This window comes from Undibacterium sp. TJN25 (assembly GCF_049339885.1).
Lineage (GTDB): Bacteria > Pseudomonadota > Gammaproteobacteria > Burkholderiales > Burkholderiaceae_D > Undibacterium.
In genome coordinates, this window is the sequence record NZ_JBMPPM010000002.1 from 73,398 (window position 1) to 88,464 (window position 15,067).

Annotated in this window: 11 protein-coding genes; 4 read left to right on the forward strand and 7 right to left on the reverse strand. The window is 60.7% G+C overall.

The window, feature by feature from the left end; all coding sequences use genetic code 11:
• Positions 1 to 12: 12 nt before the first annotated feature.
• Together ACO0LO_RS03915 and ACO0LO_RS03920 are read right to left on the reverse strand one after the other, a co-directional pair.
• Positions 13 to 1,671 (reverse strand): methyl-accepting chemotaxis protein, encoded by a 1,659-nt coding sequence (locus ACO0LO_RS03915; RefSeq protein WP_422962890.1) that lies wholly within the window; start codon positions 1,669 to 1,671, stop codon positions 13 to 15.
• A gap of 168 nt (positions 1,672 to 1,839) precedes the next feature.
• Positions 1,840 to 4,197 (reverse strand): DEAD/DEAH box helicase, encoded by a 2,358-nt coding sequence (locus ACO0LO_RS03920; RefSeq protein ID WP_422962891.1) that lies wholly within the window; start codon positions 4,195 to 4,197, stop codon positions 1,840 to 1,842.
• A 364-nt stretch (positions 4,198 to 4,561) separates the two neighbouring features.
• Between ACO0LO_RS03920 and ACO0LO_RS03925 the strand changes: the two genes are divergently transcribed.
• Entirely contained in the window at positions 4,562 to 5,641 is a 1,080-nt protein-coding gene (locus ACO0LO_RS03925) for a hypothetical protein (protein WP_422963474.1), read from the forward strand.
• A 62-nt stretch (positions 5,642 to 5,703) separates the two neighbouring features.
• On the opposite strand, the gene ACO0LO_RS03930 is transcribed toward ACO0LO_RS03925, so the two are convergent.
• The 4 genes from ACO0LO_RS03930 to ACO0LO_RS03945 form a co-directional block, all read right to left on the reverse strand.
• The gene (locus ACO0LO_RS03930; RefSeq protein WP_422962892.1) at positions 5,704 to 5,997 is read right to left on the reverse strand and encodes a hypothetical protein; all 294 of its coding nucleotides are present in this window, start codon (positions 5,995 to 5,997) and stop codon (positions 5,704 to 5,706) included.
• 12 nt (positions 5,998 to 6,009) lie between these two features.
• Positions 6,010 to 6,210, reverse strand: a complete 201-nt coding sequence (locus tag ACO0LO_RS03935) for a hypothetical protein (RefSeq protein ID WP_422962893.1) — start codon at positions 6,208 to 6,210, stop codon at positions 6,010 to 6,012.
• Positions 6,211 to 6,577: 367 nt separating this feature from the next.
• On the reverse strand, positions 6,578 to 7,144 hold the full coding sequence (locus ACO0LO_RS03940; RefSeq protein ID WP_422962894.1) for an RrF2 family transcriptional regulator: 567 nt from the start codon (positions 7,142 to 7,144) through the stop codon (positions 6,578 to 6,580).
• Between the two features lie 65 nt (positions 7,145 to 7,209).
• Positions 7,210 to 8,418, reverse strand: coding sequence for an NAD(P)/FAD-dependent oxidoreductase (locus ACO0LO_RS03945; RefSeq protein WP_422962895.1), 1,209 nt, complete (start codon positions 8,416 to 8,418; stop codon positions 7,210 to 7,212).
• Positions 8,419 to 8,633: 215 nt separating this feature from the next.
• Between ACO0LO_RS03945 and ACO0LO_RS03950 the strand changes: the two genes are divergently transcribed.
• The 3 genes from ACO0LO_RS03950 (at position 8,634) to ACO0LO_RS03960 (ending at position 14,853) form a co-directional block, all read left to right on the forward strand.
• A complete protein-coding gene (locus ACO0LO_RS03950) occupies positions 8,634 to 11,147 on the forward strand; it encodes a DEAD/DEAH box helicase (protein ID WP_422962896.1) in 2,514 nt (837 codons plus the stop codon).
• 120 nt (positions 11,148 to 11,267) lie between these two features.
• Positions 11,268 to 12,014, forward strand: a complete 747-nt coding sequence (locus tag ACO0LO_RS03955) for an SDR family oxidoreductase (protein WP_422962897.1) — start codon at positions 11,268 to 11,270, stop codon at positions 12,012 to 12,014.
• Between the two features lie 469 nt (positions 12,015 to 12,483).
• A complete protein-coding gene (locus tag ACO0LO_RS03960; protein WP_422962898.1) occupies positions 12,484 to 14,853 on the forward strand; it encodes a diguanylate cyclase in 2,370 nt (789 codons plus the stop codon).
• Here ACO0LO_RS03960 and ACO0LO_RS03965 read toward each other — a convergent pair.
• Positions 14,850 to 15,062, reverse strand: coding sequence for a hypothetical protein (locus ACO0LO_RS03965; protein ID WP_422962899.1), 213 nt, complete (start codon positions 15,060 to 15,062; stop codon positions 14,850 to 14,852). The genes ACO0LO_RS03960 and ACO0LO_RS03965 overlap by 4 nt on opposite strands.
• Positions 15,063 to 15,067 lie beyond the last annotated feature (5 nt).

A 15,067-nucleotide genomic window follows, 5' to 3' on the forward strand; every position in this document is an offset into this window, starting at 1 on the left:
CGGCTATTTCCGTTACATTGTCAGCCGCGCCGGTTTCGCTGTTGACACTGCGAGTTCGGCAGCGGGCCGCGCAGTGGACAGCCTGGCCGGCGCCCGGCTTGTTGGGCTTGTTGCATGGTGGTGGGCGGCATCCAGCTTGAAGATGCTGACCACGTCCACCAGGTTAGACGCCTGATCCTGCAGGGATTGTGATGCGGCGGCGGCTTCTTCCACCAGCGCGGCGTTCTGCTGCGTAACCTCATCCATCTGCGTGATGGCGAGGTTGATCTGTTCTATGCCTGTGCTCTGCTCATTGCTGGCAGACGATATTTCGCTGATGACGTCGGTGACGCGCTGCACGCTGGCCACCACCTCATCCATGGTCTTGCCGGCATGCTGCACCAGCCTGCTGCCTGCATCCACTTTTTCCACCGAATCGCCGATCAGTGTCTTGATCTCTTTGGCCGCACTGGCCGAACGCTGCGCCAGGTTGCGCACTTCGCTGGCGACCACGGCAAAGCCGCGGCCTTGCTCGCCGGCGCGCGCCGCTTCCACCGCGGCGTTCAGCGCCAGGATGTTGGTCTGGAAGGCAATGCCGTCGATAACGCTGATGATGTCCACGATCTTTTTCGATGAATCGTTGATGGAGCTCATTGTCTGGATTACCTGGCCCACGACGTCACCACCGGTGATGGCGACTTCAGAGGCGCTGGCGGCCAGCTGGTTGGCCTGGCGCGCATTGTCTGCGTTCTGCTTGACGGTGGAGGTCAGTTCTTCCATCGCGGAGGCGGTTTCTTCCAGCGAGCTGGCCTGTTCTTCGGTGCGCGAAGATAGGTCCATGTTGCCGACGGCAATTTGAGACGAGGCGGTGGCGATCGTATCGGTGCCGGCGCGCACCTGGCTGACGATGCGCTGTAGGTTGTCGTTCATGCTTTTCAGCGCGCCGAGCAGGCGGCCGGTTTCGTTGGTGCTGGTGACATGGATCTGGCGCGTCAGGTCGCCGCCGGCAACCGATTCGGCAACATCCACCGCGTTATTGATAGGGCGTGTGATGGAGCGTGTGATGAATACGCCGATTGCCGCTGCCAGCAAGACGGCAATGCCCGACAGCGACAGCATCAGGATATCGGCAAAGCGGGCCTGGGCCATCGCATTGTCGCTGTCCTTGCTCATCATGTCGGCCTGGTAGGCAACCATTTTATCGACCTGTGCAAAATAGTCGGCCTGCGGCGCGACCACTTCTTTCAGCATATACGCGACGGCTTCATCCTTGTTGCCCTCGTTCAGAAGCTTGATCGTCGCGCTGCGTACGGCGCTGTATTTTTCCCTCGCGTCCATCTGTGCCTGCAGCAGGGTTTTCCCGGCACTGGACACGAGGGATTCTTTCAGTTTTTCGTACGCCGCCGTGTTGGCTTTGGAGGAATCGGCAAGCTGCTGCAGCATCTGCTGCTTTATCTGGTCGTTGGGCGCCAGCAGCGCACCGCTGAGGCTGCGCGCGCCGGTATTGACGTTGCTCTTGATCTCACTGCTGAGCGCAACCTTGGCGTAGCGGTCATGGACGATCAGTTTTGTCGTCTCCACGTTGCTGTCCAGGCGGTCGATGCCGATGCCGGCGATGACCAGCATCAGTGCGATCAGCAGGCCGAAGCCTATTGCCAGCCGCGAACCTATGGTGATGTTTGCGATTTTCATGCTTTCTCCAGCGGCAGCTTGTTTTTTATAGAATTATTCCGGGGTGGAGCGGACTGCTTTCGGGCCTTGCCCGAATATGATATGCAAGAACGCATGGCCGGTAAAGTACCGCCGGCCACCGCGTTTAGCTAGGGCCCTTCCCCGGCAGGGAAGGGCCATGGTCAGACTTTATCCCTTGCGTGGCGGCTTTCCCTTGCCTGGCATGCTCTTGGATTTGAACGGCGCCGATTTTTCCATCACGCGCCGGTCGCCGCCGCTTTTGCCGGCGCCCAGGGGCGCTTTCTTCGGCGCCGGTTTGCTGTCTACGGCTGCCCGTTCCTGCGCGCCTGCGAGGCTGATCTGCAGCTGCTGGCCGCCGACCCAGACTTTTTTCAGGTGCTCGAACAAATCCTTCGGCATGCCGTCCGGCAGATCCAGCACGGTGTAGCTGTCGAAGATGTCGATGCGGCCTATGTGCTTGGCTTCCAGCCCGGCTTCATTGGCGATGGCGCCGACGATATTGGCCGGCGTCACCGCATGGTCTCGGCCGACTTCTATGCGGAAGGTCTGCATGGGGATTTTGCCTTTTGCAGGCTTTTCTTTTTTCTCCGCAGCGGGACGTTCCGCCAGTGCCGCCTGGACGACTTCTTCCAGCGCTTCCGGCTTAGGTTTGCGTTCAGCCGTTTCCTTGCGTTCTACCGGCTCCTTGCGTTTTGCCGGTTCGGCGAAAGTGTCTTCATGCGCTTTCCTGGCGGCAGGTTCTTTTTTTGCTGCCGGCCTGGCTGCAGGCGCCGATGGTGAAGAAGGTGCAGAGGATGCAGCGCCGTCCGCGCGTATGCGCAGCTGCTGGCCCGCAACCCTGACGGTTTGAAGCTGTTCCAGCGTGGAGGAGGATAAATCTTCTGGCAAGTCCAGAACGCTGTAGTCGTCGTAGATTTCTATGCGGCCGATGTGCTTGGAATCCAGCCCGGCTTCGTTGGCGATAGCGCCGACGATATTGCCCGGTTTGACGCCGTGTTCATGGCCGACTTCGATGCGGTAGGTTTGCATGCCGGCATCGGGCTGGCGGTCTATGCGTTCTTTCCTGCCGAAGGCGGGGCGCTCGAACCTGTCGTTACGCTCCATGCGTTCTGGACGGTCTGCCCGCTCCGGACGGTCGAACTTGCCGGCACGCGCCGGCCTGTCGTCGGACCAGGACGCAGTGGCCTGCGGCTCGCGCTGCTGTTTCTTGTCCAGCAGCAGCGGCACGTCGCCGCGCGCCATTTTGGCCAGCGCCGCGGCAATTTCTATCGCCGGCACATTGTGCTCGCGCTCGTATTCTTCAATGATGTTCTGGAACTGTTCCAGCTCTCCTTCGGCCAGCGTGTCTTTGATCTGGTCCTTGAACCTGGCGATGCGCACGTCGTTGACGGCCTGTATGCTCGGCAGCTCCAGCGGTGCAACCGGCTGGCGGGTGGCGCGCTCAATTGCCTTCAGCAGGTTCTTTTCACGCGGCGTGATGAACAGGATGGCTTCGCCGCTGCGTCCGGCGCGGCCGGTGCGGCCGATACGGTGGGTATAGCTTTCCGGATCATGCGGCACGTCGTAGTTGATGACGTGGCTGATGCGGTCCACGTCCAGCCCGCGGGCAGCCACGTCGGTGGCGACCAGGATGTCGATCTTGCCGTCTTTCAGCTGCTGTATCGTGCGTTCGCGCTGCTGCTGCTGGATATCGCCGTTGATGGCGGCGGCGGAGAAGCCTCTTGCCTGCAGCTTGCCGGCCAGCTCTTCCGTGCCCAGCTTGGTGCGGGAAAAGATGATCATGCCGTCGAAGGTTTCGGCTTCCAGGATACGGGTCAGGGCATCCAGCTTGTGCATGCCGCTGACCAGCCAGTAGCGCTGGCGGATATTGTCGGCCGTGCCGGTTTTGGCGGCGACGGTGATTTCTGCCGGTTTGTTCAGGTAAGTCTGTGCGATGCGCTTGATGGCGGACGGCATGGTGGCCGAGAACAGTGCGGTCTGGCGGCTGGCTGGTGTTTCTTGCAGGATGCGTTCCACGTCATCGATAAAGCCCATGCGCAGCATTTCGTCGGCTTCGTCCAGCACCAGGGTTTTCAGGTGAGACAGGTCCAGCGAATTCTTGTCCAGATGGTCGATCACGCGGCCCGGCGTGCCGACGACGACGTGCACGCCGCGGCGCAATGCGCTCAGCTGCGGACCGTAGCTCTGGCCGCCGTAGATGGGCAGCACGTGGAAACCGGGGATGTGCGTGGCATAGCGCTGGAAGGCTTCTGCCACCTGGATTGCGAGTTCGCGGGTAGGCGCCAGCACCAGCGCCTGCGGCGTAGTCTGCTTCAGGTCGATGCGGGACAGGATAGGCAGCGCGAAGGCAGCCGTCTTGCCGGTGCCGGTCTGCGCCTGGCCCAGCACGTCGCGGTTGGACAGCAGCACGGGAATGGTGGCGGCCTGGATCGGCGACGGCGTCTCATAGCCGACTTCCTTCAGCACGCGTAACAAGGGTTCGCTGAGATTAAGGTCGGCAAAGAGGGGGATAGGTGTTTCGGACATGGTATAACTCGCTGGTTTGCCGTCATCGCACTGTGCGATGGGCTTAAGGGCGTAGTTTACTCTGTTGTGCACGTGACAGGGCTCCAGATTGGCCATGATAGGCATTAATTAGGTATAAATTAGGTATTATTTAGCGGATATTTGGCAATATTTGGCTGCGGTCGTGGGCAACCGTCGAGGCAACCGTCATGCCGTCCCGCGCCGCCTGTCTTGTTTTTATCCGCTACTATCCCCTGCGATGCCTGCTGCCATCCCGTTCCTGCCTGCCCCGGCAGGGTAAAATGCTGCCGGAGACGTGCACGCCTCATTGACTACGCAGATTGCCTGTATAGTTAGCTTTTTACCTATTTTTTTCCAGATAATGATGACCGCAGCAGATCCTTCCCCGATATACCTTTTGCCCGCAGGCGTACCTGTCACGATCGCGGAACTGCCGCCGCAAGCGGTGGACACTGCGGCCAGGCACCTGGCCGATGTCCTGGCGCTGGCGATGGAGCATACCGCCGGACAAGGCGCGGTGGTGGTGTCGGATGCGCGCTGCGACCTGTCGATTGCGCTGACTGAAGCCTACCGGCGCTGCCTGCCGGACGCGCGTTTCATCGATTTCGATGCGGTGCCGCAAGGGGATATCCTGGCGGCGTTTGAGACGCTGGCGCCAGGCGATCTGGTGGTGCTGGTGCAGTCCACCAACTTTCGGCTGGAAGCCTACCGCATACGCATAGAGCTGTTCAAGCGTTCGCTGAAGGTGATTGAGCATCCGCATCTGGCGCGCATGCCGGGGCAGGAAGCCTTGTACTACATAGAGGCATTGGCGTACGACCCCGCCTATTTCCGTGGCACCGGCGCCGCGCTGAAGGCACGCATCGACAGCGCCGAATACGGCGTGGTGGACAGCGGCGGCGAGCGGCTGGTGTTTGGTTCACCCTTTGAAGCCGCCAAGCTCAATATCGGCGACTACAGCGGCATGAAAAACATCGGCGGCCAGTTTCCCATCGGTGAAGTGTTTACCGAAGCGCAGGATCTGGAGGCCGTCAACGGGCGAGTGCGCATCTTTGTTTTTGGGGACACCCGGTTTTCCGTCAATAAACCGGAAAAGCCGATCACGCTGGTCGTGACCAAGGGCAGGGTAAGCGACGTCATCGATAGTACGCCCGATTTTGATGAGGTAATGGCCAACATCCGCGCCGACGAGGGCGAGGTCTGGCTGCGTGAATTAGGCTTCGGCATGAACCGGGCCTTTTCCAAGGACAGGCTGGTCAGCGACATCGGCACCTATGAACGGATGTGCGGTATTCATCTGTCGCTGGGCGCCAAGCACGGCGTCTATACCAAGCCCAATTTCCGCCGCGCCGACGCGCGCCACCATGTGGATGTGTTTGCGGTGACGGAGGCGGTGTATCTGGGCGAGGAAGTCGTCTACAAGGACGGCGCCTGGATTATCTGAGGATAATCAGCGCCACCTCTGCCTTCTGTGCAGGGGCTGCCGGGACGTTTGGTTCGTGACAATTATTTGATGTCGGGGCGGCGCAGCACCAGGCGCGTCAAAGGCTCCAGCCAGCGTTGCAGGCGATCATGCAGGTGCAGGTCTTCGCTGGCCTTGTACAAGGCCATGGCGATGCCGAACGCCATCAGGCCAACCGGGATAGTCCACATCAGGTACAGCGGGGCAAGGCTGCAATTTTGCAGACCGCTGCAAAACGTGGACTGGCGCGGTAGCAGGCTCAGCATATCCGCACCGATCAGGATGAAGAAGGCGTAGCAGACATAGGCATAGCGGCCATTGCGTTTGGGTCTGGACATGGTGCGCTCCGTTCAGCTGGCGTACATGGTACGGCGGCTCATCCTCGGCTCTTCGATCTGCCGGAAGAAACGGGCAGGGCGGCGCGCGGGTTTGTCGCCGTTGTCATCGCCGCCGCTACGCAGTTGCAGCTTGCGCTGCTGGCGAAAATGCTCCTCCAGCTTCAGTGAAGTATCGTCGTCGCTCGTCAAACCCATATTCAACAGATTTTTCATGATTGCCCCTTTGCCCGCATTCGGAAGTAGTCGGAAGTCATTAGCCGGAAATAAATAAGCTGGAGTCATCATAAATTTCTCCACGCACACCCACTACAGGAGTGCGCCGTTACACTTTGTAAGAATTGTCCGATCAGCAGCGGGATATTTTCTGATGCGAGTGTGGCAACGCAGTCTGTTCTGCAGAGCGGGCGCGAGGATGGAGCTGCTGGGGTTTTTGGGAGGTTGATAATTGGGATGCAGCCTTTAGCCTGCATCAGCCTGCCATCGGCCTGCCGAGGGTATTGAATAAGAGGAGGTAAGAGGACGCGTGCAAGCAGCCCGCGTCAGCAGCGCAGTGGGGACTCTGTTTGCACGGTCTGCTGCATCACTCGCCGTTGCCTGGTTTTTTTCTTGACCTCGGCCCCGTGACGGCCGCTACGCGCGCCTCGGTACGGACCTGGACCCGGTCGCTGAACCAGTTCTGCAAATCATCCGTAAAGCCTGCCGGCGCATTGCCGCCTACGCCCTGAGCCAGGTCGTGCAGCGTGGTACGCGCCAGTTCTGCGCGCATGCTTTTTTCCGCCCTCAGCATCAGTGCGTGGATGCCGCAGATGCCGCTGGTCATCCATCCCGGCACGGCGCCTTCGTACAGCGTGCAGCGGTCGCGTATCTGCTGGCAATCGAATAGCGGTTTGGGGCCTTCGATGGCGTCCACCACGTCGAGCACACTGATCTGGTCCGGCGCGCGCGCCAGCTGGTAGCCGCCGCGTATGCCTTCCGACGCCTTGACGATGCCGGCCTTTTCCAGCTTGGGAAAAATCTTGGCCAGGAAAGAGACGGAGATGCCCTGTAGTTCCGCCAGGTCGCGGCTGCTGGCCGGCTCGGCAAGAGGCCGGGCCAGGAACAGCAGGCAGTGCAAGCCGTATTCGGTGCCGGTTCCATAATGTGCCATGGCAAGTCTCTCCCAAAATGCAAAACGAAGACTTTATCACTCCACGTTATGGGCGGCAAGCGCGCTTACAGCACCAGTTCAAAGTCGGGATCGGCTGCCGCCAGCGCTTCATCGCTATCGGCAGGCGGATAGATTACCCGGCTGTTGATGGCGATTTTCATGGCTTTCGCTTCGTCGCCTTTCAGCCAGATATCGCGTTCCCAGCCTTTGGTGACCACCGCACCCCAGCCGCCCAGGTCGAGGCAGGTGACATAAAAAGGCTGGCGATAGCTGCGGGTGGGCAGTCCCAACAGGTCGGCTGCGGAATTGTCGCCGGCAAAACGTCCCAGATACAAGGCGTGCTGGCAGCTCATCAGCGTGTGGTTGCCTTCGTCGTCCGTTGCCGCAACGGCAGCGTCGCCGGTCGCAAATACGCCCGGCACCGCCGGCACTTTCAGGTCTTGCCCGACCTGCAGGCGGCCCAGCGCATCACGCGAGGCAGGGATTTGCGCTGTCAGCGCGCTGGCACGCACGCCGGCAGTCCAGATCACAGTAGCTGCTTCTAAACGCTCGCCGGCAGCGGTGGTGATGCCGTTGGCGTCTATCCGCGCTACTGCAGAACCCAGGCGGCATTCCACACCCAGTTCGGCCAGCGCCTGGCTGATGACGGGGCGCGGGCCCGGTCCCAGATCCGGTCCGATCTCGTCGGCACGCTCCACGATGATGACCTTGACATCCGCATCCTGGCCCAGCACGGTGCGCAGGCGACCGGGTAATTCCGTTGCCACTTCGATTCCGGTAAAGCCGCCGCCGGCGACGATGACGGTATTGCGCGCCGGAGAAGCCGGCTGTTTTGCCAGCTGGCGCAAATGCTCATCCAGTGAGACTGCCTCATTGCGCTGGTCGATACTGAAGGCGTGCTCGCGCAGGCCGGGAATGTCGGGGCGGAACAGATTGCTGCCGGCGGCCAGCACCAGACGGTCATAACGCATGGTGCTGCGTTCTCCATCGGCAGCCACGATGTCGACTTCGCCTGCTTCGGTGTGGATGGTTTCCACCTTGCCCTGGATGTAACGCACCTTGGTATCGTCGAACAGTTTTTGCAGCGGCACTGCCATGGTGGCGGGTTCGGCTTCATACAGCCTCGGACGCATGGTCAGCACCGGCTCGGGCGCAACCAGGGCAATTTCAATGGCGCCTTCGGGGCTGCCTTCCAGTTTGATGCGGCGTGCTGCGGCGAGGGCACTCCACACTCCGGCAAAACCGGCGCCGATGATCAGTATGCGTTTTTTCATGTCGTTCTCCTTGGGTTGATAACTAAGACTATATCAGTCCTAGTTATTCGCCGCAAGGGTTGGTCCCGAAAATACCGCGAAGCGGCAGCAGCGGTTTTGTCTGGATGTTTGCAAAATGCCGGCCGGTATTTGCTCCGGCAACTGCGGGCAGTGGCCGCCAGCCCTTATAATCGGAGTATTAAATTGATAAGAGGATGCTTGGTGCATGGAGCGGAATGGAAGACGTGAGCGGCGCTGAAGTGAATGGTGCTGAAGAAAATCCTGCCGAATTGCCGGGCCGGTTCCGTCCGCGCATTACCCTGCAGACCCTGGGCCGCGGTGATGGCCTGCTGGGAATGCGTCCGTCCGGTGGTTTTGGCCCACGCGGCGGCAGTGTCACCGTGGCGCAGATAGACTGGCTGTACACCACCAAAAGCGGCTTGCGCTGGGAAACACCTGCCCCCACGGCCTTGCTGAACCGCAGGCCCACTTCCACGCATGAACTCAGCGATGCCCAGGGCCGCAGCGTGACGCTGGTGCGCGACCTGGGTGCCGAAGCGGATGCGCTGGACAAGGTGTGGGAGCTGGGCCTGCATCCGGTCCCGGCGGAAACGCTGCAATGGCGCACAGAAGAAGCCGGCATGCTGCACGGACCGTTGTGGAGCCTGTTGCAGGAAGGTTTCTTTGCCGATTTTTGGGCCGAGCAATTGCCGGCCTTGCAGGCGCAGGGCTGGTCGGTAGTCGTGCGGCCCGGCTTTGCACACGAGAGCGTGGCGGTGGAAGCCTGGCACCTGATCGTCAATCCTGATACCGGCGAGGTGCTGGGCAAGGAGGCCGTCGCCGCCATGCAGGGGCGGCCGGTGGAAATTACCGCGCTGGGCTTGCCTGTGCGCGAAGGCTCGTGGATGCTGAGCCTGGGCGTGGAAATAGACGGCCAGATGCTGGACCTGGTGCCCATGCTGGCCAACCTGCTGCAACGCGATGCACGCTGGCTCAGCGCCAGCCAGGTGGCCGCAATCGACGACCTGGCCGTCATCACCTTGCGCGCGCCGGGCGGCAAGCGCATAGATGCACTGGCTGCGCCGCTGAAAGCCATCGTCGGCAATATGCTGGAACTGCTGACGGACATCCAGCAAAAAGAAGGGCCGCTGCCGCTGTCTGCGTGGGATGCCTACCGGCTGGAAGCGCTGCGCCAGAGCCTGCTGGACAGCCAGCAGACACGCGCCGGCGCGCACGGCGCCTGGCAGTTGCAGGGCGACGCTGGCCTGCGTTTGCTGGCGAAACGACTGCAACATACAGGCGGGCCGAAGGCCGTGGCGCCGCCGGAAGGGCTGGGCATCAGCCTGCGCCCCTACCAGCTGCACGGCGTCGCGTGGCTGCAATACCTGCGCGAGCAGCACCTGGCCGGCATCCTGGCGGACGACATGGGTCTGGGCAAAACCGCGCAGGCGCTGGCGCATCTGCTGATCGAAAAACAATCGGGCCGCATGGATGTGCCTTCGCTGATCGTGTTGCCAACCTCGCTGATCTTCAACTGGCAGGCGGAAGCAAAACGCATGGCGCCCGGTTTGCGCGTGCTGACCTTGCAAGGGCCGGAGCGGGAACAGGATTTCCGCCACATGGCCGCTTATGACCTGGTGCTGACCACCTATCCATTGCTGTGGCGCGATATCGATGCGCTGGCCCGGCAGCAATTCCACCTGCTGGTGCTGGATGAGGCGCAGACGGTGAAAAACGCCGCCGGCCGCAGCGCGGACGCAGTGCGCCGCATCCGTGCGCGACACCGCTTGTGCATCACTGGCACGCCGCTGGAAAACCACCTGGGCGAGCTGTGGACGCAATTTGATTTCCTGATGCCGGGTTTCCTCGGCGACATGCGCAGCTTCATGCGCCTGTGGCGCAGGCCGATAGAAGTGAATGGCGAAACCTTGCGCGCGCAGCTGCTGGCGCAAAGGGTGCGACCCTTTATCCTGCGCCGCCGCAAGCAGGACGTGGCGTCTGAACTGCCGCCGCGGGTGGAAGTCATCAAACGGTTGCAGCTGCAGGGCAAGCAGCGCGACCTGTATGAGAGCGTGCGCGTGGCGGCCGATGAACAGGTGCGCCGCATCCTGCAGCGCAAGGGTTTCTCCGGCGCGCAGATCACCATCCTGGATGCGCTGTTGAAGCTGCGCCAGGTTTGCTGCGACCCGCGCCTGCTGAAAGGCGGCAAGGCGGCAGACGACATGGAGCGCGCCAAGCTGGACATGCTGGCCGACATGCTGCCGGCGCTGGTGGCGGAAGGCCGGCGCGTGCTGGTATTTTCCCAGTTCACCGAAATGCTGGATCTGGTCGCAGAAGAACTGGCCGCGCTGGAATTGCCGTGGCTGTCGCTGACGGGGAAGACGCCAGTCAGCCAACGCGGCGGCGTCGTCGCGCAGTTCCAGGCCAAGACCGTGCCTATCCTGCTGGTCAGCCTCAAGGCTGGCGGTGTGGGCCTGAACCTGACTGCTGCCGATACGGTGATTTTCATGGACCCGTGGTGGAACCCCGCAGTGGAAGAGCAGGCCGCAGCCCGCGCGCACCGCATAGGGCAGGAACAGACCGTGCTGGTCTACAAGCTGGTGGTAGAGGGCAGCATAGAAGAACGCATCTTGGACCTGCAGGCGCGCAAGGCCGCGCTGGCGGAAGGCGTGCTGGGCAGCGACGGCGCGCTGGCGCCCAAGTTCAACGCCGACGATCTGCAGGCGCTGCTGGCGCCGTTGGGCAAGTAGGCTTTATTGGTTTTTTGGATCGCAAGCTTCCCTTTTTACTGAGCTAAGATATCCGCCTGCTTATGCATTTCATCATCTTGTACAGTTCATCATCGCACAGAGGATAACCGGGATATGTCCATGAAAAAAATCGCCGTCGTCACAGGCTCCAGCCGCGGCATCGGTGCCGCCACTGCCAGTCTGCTGGCAGCGCAAGGCTATGACGTGTGCATCAATTACCACTCCAACGAAACCGCTGCGCTGGAATTGCTGGCGCAACTGAAATCCACCGGTGCGAACGCCATCGCCGTGCAGGCGGATACGTCGCAAGAGGCCGATGTCGTGCGCCTGTTCCGGACTGTTGATGAGCAACTGGGCCGTATTACCGCGCTGGTCAACAACGCCGGCATCCTGGCGCCGCAGATGCGGGTGGAGGACATGGATGCCGCGCGCATCAACAGGATACTGGCGACCAATGTGACCGGCTATTTCCTGTGCAGCCGCGAAGCAATCAAGCGCATGTCGCCCCGCCACGGCGGCCAGGGCGGCGCCATCGTCAACGTATCTTCCGCAGCCTCCCGCCTGGGCTCGCCGGGTGAATATGTGGATTATGCAGCGTCCAAAGGCGCGGTGGATACCTTGACCACTGGCCTGGCGCTGGAACTGGCGGCTGAATGCATACGCGTTAATTGCGTGCGGCCCGGCATCATTTATACCGATATCCACGCGAGTGGCGGCGAACCGGGGCGCGTGGATCGCGTAAAGCAGAATATCCCCATGCAGCGCGGCGGCACGGCGGAGGAAGTCGCGCAGGCGATTGCATGGCTATTGTCGGAGGGGGCTTCTTATTCCACGGGGGCGGTTTTGGATGTGGCTGGGGGGAGATAGGTTTTGTGGCGGCACGCCTGCGTAACGGCAATGCCTTGCAAGACAATGCCCCTACCCATAGGGGGCCGGCATACGGACATAGGGCCAGCGGGTGACGGTCAACAACAACTGCAAATTCAAAAGCAAGGGCAACCAGACCCTACAGTTTCGAAAAATCCATCTTCTGGATTTTTGTCACAGAAGTGTGACGCTATTGCCTCAGCATCAATCAAATCTGTAACATCTTCACAATCAATGCAAACAAATGTGACATTGTTTGACAATCCACTCGCTTCCTCGGCGTGCCGCATGCTATATGCTGGTATCACAAGTCTTGCCTTTTTTACCTGCTAATAAAACGAGGTATTTGGTGCAGGGAAATGTTGTCGGGACAGGTAGAAAAAGGCTGAAACCATACAAATAATATCTGCGTTTTTGCAGACCAATACGACGCTTCGCGTTGTTATCCATATGAGTTTTAGGATCTCACGTGAACCTGATCAAGGCCTTCATCCGCACCAGCCTGAAGCTGAAAATATCGGCCCTGGTGCTGCTGGTTATCTTTGCGAGCTGCTGGGTGCTGGCGTATTCCGTCGCGCGGCGGCTGGAACACGATATGACGGAGTTGCTGACGGCGCAGCAATTTTCGCAGGCGTCATATATGGCGGAAGACATACAGCTGAAGATGCAGAGCCGCGTTGCGACGCTTAAAAAGGCGGCGGCTGGGATTACGCCCGAGATGCTGCATAGCACGGACAAGACGCGGCAGTTCCTCCGGGAGCATAAAGAGCTGCAGGATTTGTTCAAGGCCGGCCTGGTGCTTATTGCGCGCAGTGGGGCCGGCATCGCCGATGAACCGCATAATCCCGACTTCAATAATTTTCCGTATGGCGAGCGCGAATATTTCAAGGATGCTGTGGCGACAGGAGAGGTGGCATTCGGCAAGCCGCGTGTCAGCCTGAGCAGCAAGCGGCCGGTGGTGGCGATTGCCAATCCCATCAAGGATGAAGCTGGAACTGTCGTCGCCGTGCTGGTCGGTTTTACCTCCATCTCGGACTCATCGCTGTTCGGCCTGATAGAGCAGGCCAGCTTCGGCAAGTCCGGTTATGTCGTCATCAATGCGCCTAAATACGGGCTGATTGTTACATCCAGCAAGTCGCCGCAGAAAGCGGACGCGGGTGTCACGCGCGGCATCAGCGAGATGGACGACCCGTCCGCCGGTGCCCACGAGGGGTCGGGGATTGCCGTCAACTCCAAAGGCATCCCCATAATGACGTCTGCGAAACAGATCCCGATTGCCGGCTGGTATGTGCAGGTGGTGTTGCCGACAGAGGAAGCGTTCGCGCCGGTGCAAAAGATGAAGCAGTATGCGTACGGCGTGGCAGCGCTGCTGGCAGCGCTGGCGACCTTGCTGATGTGGCTGATCGTGCGCTCCACACTGTGGCCGCTGGAAGTGGCAACGAAATCCATTTACTACATGGCGAAGGGGAAATCCTTGCTGCACCGGCTGCCCGTGGACAGCAATGACGAGGTGGGCAAGCTGCTGCTCAGCTTTAACCTGCTGGTAGACCAGCGGCAGGAGACCGAGCGCGCCCTGCGCAAATCTACCGATGTGTTCCAGACCATATTGCTGTCGATCACCGAAAGCATCTTCCTGTTCGACACTGCCAAGAATATGATCGCCGTCAACCCGGTCGGCGCCAGGCGCCTGGGAAAGACCGAGCAGGAACTGATAGGAAAAAATATTTCCGAACTGTTTCCGTCCGAACTCGCAAGGGACAGGGAAACCATCGTTGATAATGTCTTCCTGACAGGGGAGCCGATCACGCATGAAGATGAGAGGGATGGCCGCATGTATTCCAACGCACACTACCCGGTAATGAGCAAGACCGGCAAGATCGAGGCGCTGGTGGTGGTGGCCACTGACATCACCGAGCGCACCCGCGCGCAGGAGTTGCTGGAGGCGGAGCGCAGGCTGGCGCAGAGCACGCTGAACGCGCTGGACGAACAGGTCTGCGTGGTGGACGGCAATGCGACGATCCTGATGGTCAATGATGCGTGGAAGGTATGCGCGCGGGAGAACGGCGGCAATGCGCTGAAGCTGGGCGTAGGCGCCAATTACCTGGCAGTCTGCCAGCCCGTGATCGGCCTGTGGGGGGAGCCGGCGCGCAGGTTTGCGCAGGGGCTGCGTGCAGTCCTGAAAGGTGAGCAGCAGTTTTTCAGTCTTGAATTCCCCTGCAATTGCACGCCGGTGCCGCGTTTTTTCCTGGTGAAGATACTGTATTCGCCGTCCGCTGACGGCGAGCGGGCGGTGATCGCGCATCTGGACATCACACAGCGCAAGCAGATGGAAGACCAGTTGCGCGAACTGGCGACGACCGATGCGCTGACGGGCTTGCCGAACCGCCGTTCTTTCCTGGCGCATGTGGCGGAAGAGCTGCACCGCATGGCGCGCGCACCCCATGCACAGGCGGCGGTGCTGATGATAGACATCGATTATTTCAAGCAGGTCAATGACACTTACGGCCATGCCACCGGCGATGCGGCGCTGCGGCTGTTTGCCGTTACGCTGGGTGAAGTATCGCGCGACGTGGACATGAAAGGCAGGCTGGGCGGCGAGGAGTTTGCGCTGCTGCTGCCGGGCTCCGACTTGATGGCGGCGCAGATCGTTGCCGAGCGCCTGCGCATGCTGGTGGCGGAAACCCCGCTGATCCAGGAGGCCTACAATGTCTACCTGACGGTCAGCATAGGCATCAGTATACTGTCGGCGGCGGATACCGGCGTGGATGTGGTATTGAACCGCGCGGACCAGGCTTTATACAGGGCCAAGCACAGCGGCCGCAACAGGGTCGCGATTTAGCCTGGCGCCACGTCCGGCGTGGAGGCGCCGTCAGGGATGCCAAGTTCGATGCCGTCCAGGTCTGCCAGTTCCCTTAGCGATGTCACGTGCCCGACAAACGGGCTCCTGTCTTCCCAGCCGCCGTTGCGGGCGGGCACCAGCCAATACCCGTCTTCATCGTGTGCAACCCAGAAGCGCGGCTGGCTGGTGTATTCGTACAGCTTTACCATCGACG

Coding starts and splice junctions, on each gene's coding strand:
- ACO0LO_RS03920 (WP_422962891.1), bottom strand. CDS start 4,197: ATGTCCGAAACACCTATCCCCCTCTTTGCCGACCTTAATCTCAGCGAA.
- ACO0LO_RS03955 (WP_422962897.1), top strand. CDS start 11,268: ATGAAAAAAATCGCCGTCGTCACAGGCTCCAGCCGCGGCATCGGTGCC.
- ACO0LO_RS03940 (WP_422962894.1), bottom strand. CDS start 7,144: ATGGCACATTATGGAACCGGCACCGAATACGGCTTGCACTGCCTGCTG.
- ACO0LO_RS03945 (WP_422962895.1), bottom strand. CDS start 8,418: ATGAAAAAACGCATACTGATCATCGGCGCCGGTTTTGCCGGAGTGTGG.
- ACO0LO_RS03925 (WP_422963474.1), top strand. CDS start 4,562: ATGACCGCAGCAGATCCTTCCCCGATATACCTTTTGCCCGCAGGCGTA.
- ACO0LO_RS03915 (WP_422962890.1), bottom strand. CDS start 1,671: ATGAAAATCGCAAACATCACCATAGGTTCGCGGCTGGCAATAGGCTTC.
- ACO0LO_RS03965 (WP_422962899.1), bottom strand. CDS start 15,062: ATGGTAAAGCTGTACGAATACACCAGCCAGCCGCGCTTCTGGGTTGCA.
- ACO0LO_RS03935 (WP_422962893.1), bottom strand. CDS start 6,210: ATGAAAAATCTGTTGAATATGGGTTTGACGAGCGACGACGATACTTCA.
- ACO0LO_RS03950 (WP_422962896.1), top strand. CDS start 8,634: ATGGAAGACGTGAGCGGCGCTGAAGTGAATGGTGCTGAAGAAAATCCT.
- ACO0LO_RS03930 (WP_422962892.1), bottom strand. CDS start 5,997: ATGTCCAGACCCAAACGCAATGGCCGCTATGCCTATGTCTGCTACGCC.